Source organism: Ideonella sp. P3_A4 (assembly GCF_056403075.1).
Genome location: NZ_JBFUGE010000626.1, coordinates 1 through 3,361 on the forward strand (window position 1 = coordinate 1; position 3,361 = coordinate 3,361).

The 3,361-nt window shown below is 66.7% G+C and carries 2 protein-coding genes and 1 pseudogene; 1 reads left to right on the plus strand and 2 read right to left on the minus strand.

Annotation, left to right across the window (positions count from 1 at the left end; genetic code table 11):
- Window positions 1-745: ABC transporter substrate-binding protein (locus AC1DYI_RS30120; RefSeq protein ID WP_477207796.1), on the minus strand; the 745-nt coding region annotated here is incomplete at its 3' end.
- A 114-nt stretch (window positions 746-859) separates the two neighbouring features.
- Window positions 860-2,512: a 3-(methylthio)propionyl-CoA ligase gene (locus tag AC1DYI_RS30125; RefSeq protein ID WP_477207797.1), complete on the minus strand. Its 1,653-nt coding sequence runs from the start codon at window positions 2,510-2,512 to the stop codon at window positions 860-862.
- Window positions 2,513-2,686: 174 nt separating this feature from the next.
- On the opposite strand from AC1DYI_RS30125, the pseudogene AC1DYI_RS30130 reads away from it, so the two are divergent.
- A pseudogene (locus AC1DYI_RS30130) lies at window positions 2,687-3,361 on the plus strand (hypothetical protein); the annotation flags it as partial.

Here is a 3,361-nt window from a genome sequence, read left to right on the forward strand (position 1 = left end):
TGGCTGCCTTGATCAACAGCGCCAGGTCCTGGCCCCAGTTGCCGGTGATCACCGTGTCGGCACCGCTTTGCTTGATCTTGGCGACGTAAGGCGCGAAGTCCTTCACCTGGCCCAGTGGGTGCAACTCGTCACCCACCACCTGCACGGCCGGCGTCTTGCGGGCGATGATCTCTTTCGCATAACGCGAAACCTGCTGGCCATGGGCGTAGTTCTGGCCGATGATGTAGACCTTCTTCACCGTCGGGTCCTCCGACATCGCGGTGACCATCGCCTCCATCTTCATCGAGGTGTCGGCATCGAAGCGGAAGTGCCAGAAGCTGCACTTGTCATTCGTCAGCGAAGGATCAACCGCCGCATAGTTGAAGAACACCACCTCTTTGCCGGGGTTGCGCTCGTTGTGCTTGTTGACCGCGTCGAGGATCGCCGCCGCGGCGCCCGAGCCGTTGCCTTGCGCCACGTAGCGGAAGCCCTGGTCGATCGCGGCCTTCAGCACGTTCAGGCTTTCCTGCGGCGAGGCCTTGTTGTCGAAGGCCACCACCTCGTACTTCACGCCGCCCTTGGCACTGGCACGCTCGGCGGCCAGCTGGAAGGTGCGCAGGATGTTCTGCCCGATGTTGGCGAACGGGCCCGATTGCGGATCGATGAAGGCGATCTTCACCGTCTCACCCGCCTGTGCACAGGCCAGCCCCGCTTGCAGCAGCAGCGCCGCGCCCATCGCCAGAGACCAAGAACGTCGCGTTGCCATGATGTCTCCTAAGTGCTGTCCTGCAAGTGCAGACGGTAGCGGCGATTGCCTTGGGCCGGCTCTGGGGGTTCCCCGAACGGCGCTGTCGCCGGCGAGACAGCGCGGCCCTGTGACTCAGGCCGTCGGCAATCGATAGGCCTTGAACTGGTCTCGCAGCTTGAGCTTTTGCACCTTGCCAGTGGCCGTGTGTGGGATCTCGGCGACGAAGGCCACGTCGTCCGGGATCTGCCACTTGGCGATCTTGCCTTCGAAGAACGCCAGCAGCTCATCGCGCGTGACGGTGGAGCCGGGCTTGGGCACCACCACCAGCAGCGGCCGCTCGTCCCACTTCGGGTGTTTGCAGGCGATCGCCGCGGCCTCGTGCACGCCCGGGTGCGACATCGCGATGTTCTCGAGGTCGATCGAGCTGATCCATTCGCCGCCCGACTTGATCACGTCCTTGCTGCGGTCGGTGATCTGCATGAAGCCGTCGGCGTCGATGGTCGCCACGTCGCCGGTCGGGAACCAGCCCGGCTCGCCGTCGACCGTGACCAGCGGCGATTCGCCGGCATGGCCGAAGTAGCTGTTGATGACCCAGGCTCCGCGCACCACCAGGTTGCCGGCGGCCACGCCGTCCCACGGCAGCCCCTTGCCATCGTCGTCGACGATCGCCATGTCGATGCCGTAGATCACCCGACCCTGCTTTTCCAACAAGCGCTGCTGGGCCTCGCGCGGCAGCGCGTCTTGCTTCGAAGTCAGCTTGGACAAGGTGCCCAGCGGGCTCAGCTCGGTCATGCCCCAGGCGTGGATCACCTCGACGCCGAAGTCGTCCTGCAGCGTCTTCATCATCGCCGGCGGGCAGGCCGAGCCGCCGATCACCGTGCGCTTGAAGGTGCTGAACTTCAAGCCGTTGGTCTTCATGTAGGTCAGCAGGCCCAACCACACCGTGGGCACGCCGGCCGAGAAGCTGACCTTCTCTTCCTCGAACAGCTCGAACAGCGACTTGCCGTCCAGGTGCGGGCCGGGGAAGACCAGCTTGCAGCCGACCAGCGCGCCCGAATACGGCAGGCCCCAGGCGTTGACGTGGAACATCGGCACCACCGGCAGGATCACGTCCTTGGCCGAGCAATCCATCGCATCCGGCAGCGCCGAGCCATAAGCGTGCAGCACGGTGGAGCGCTGGCTGTAGACGGCGCCCTTGGGGTGGCCCGTGGTGCCCGAGGTGTAGCAGATGCTCGACGCAGCGTTCTCGTCCAGCGCCGGCCAGGCGTAGTTGCCGTTCTCGGCCTCGACCAGCTCTTCGTAGCAGCGCAGGTTCGCCAAGCCGGTGCTGGCCGGCATGTGGGCTCGGTCCGTCATCAGCACCAAATGCTTGACGGTCTTCAGCTCGGGCGCGAGCTTTTCGACCAGCGGCAAGAAGGTCAGGTCGAAACACAGCACGCTGTCGGCCGCGTCGTTGGCGATCCAGGCGATCTGCTCGGGGAACAGGCGCGGGTTGATCGTGTGCAGCACCAGGCCCGAGCCCGACACGCCGTAGTACAGCTCGAGGTGGCGGTAGCCGTTCCAGGCCAGCGTGGCCACCCGGTCGCCGCTGCCGCAGCCCAGGCGGGCCAGCGCCTGCGCCACTTTGCGTGATCGAGACTCGACCTGGGCCCAGTTGGTGCGGTGCAGATCGCCTTCCACCCGCTTCGAAACGATCTCGGTGTCCGCCGCGTGCCGAGCGGCATGGCGGATCAGCGACGAGATCAACAGCGGCATGTTCATCATCTGGCCGGCAAGTGCGGACATGGTGTTCTCCTGTCAGGGTTGATACGCATGATAGGCAGGCCCAGATGCCGATCACAGAGGGGTGAAGCCCTGATAGTCGCTGTCACCCGCACGACAAACCCGGGGCCCGGCCGCGCACCGGAGTGCTAGATTCCGACGGCCCCACCGCCTGAATCGCCGCCCCCCAAGCGCCCCGTGCCCAACCTGCCGCTTCCGCCGTTGCAACGCCGCAGGGTGCAAGCCTTGGGTGCGCTGGGCCTGTGGACCTTGGCGGCGGGCCTACCGTCGTGGGCGGCCGATGGCCAGGCGCTGGTGGTCGTCTACCCCGACATCGGCGAGCCTTTCCGCTCGGTGTTCGCCAGCATCGTCGAGGGCATTCGCGAGCAGGCCCGCCAGGCCGTCCCCGGCTATGCCGTTGGTGCCGAAACCTCGATGCCTGCGCTGGTCGACGAGTTGCGCAAGCGCGAGGTGCGGGTGGTCATCGCGCTCGGCCGCAGCGGGCTGAAGGTGGCCGAAGCGCTGGACCGCTCGGTCGGCGTCGTCGCGGGCTGCGTGCTGGCCGTTCCCGAGGCACAGGCCCAGGCCTTCACGGTACACAGCCTGGCGCCCGACCCGGCGCTGATCTTCGCCCAGCTGCGCCGCATGCTGCCCGCCGCCCGCCGGGTGTGGGCCGTGCACGATCCGCAGCAGAACGCCTGGTTGATGCGGCTGGCGCATGAAGCGGCCAAATCGCTGGGGCTGGAACTGGCGGCCCAGGAAGCGGGCGACCTGCAGCGCGCGACCAAGGCCTACCAGGACATCGTCGCCGCCGCCGAGCCGCAGCGCGATGTGCTGTGGCTGCCGCAGGACTCGACCACCGTCGAAGAAGCG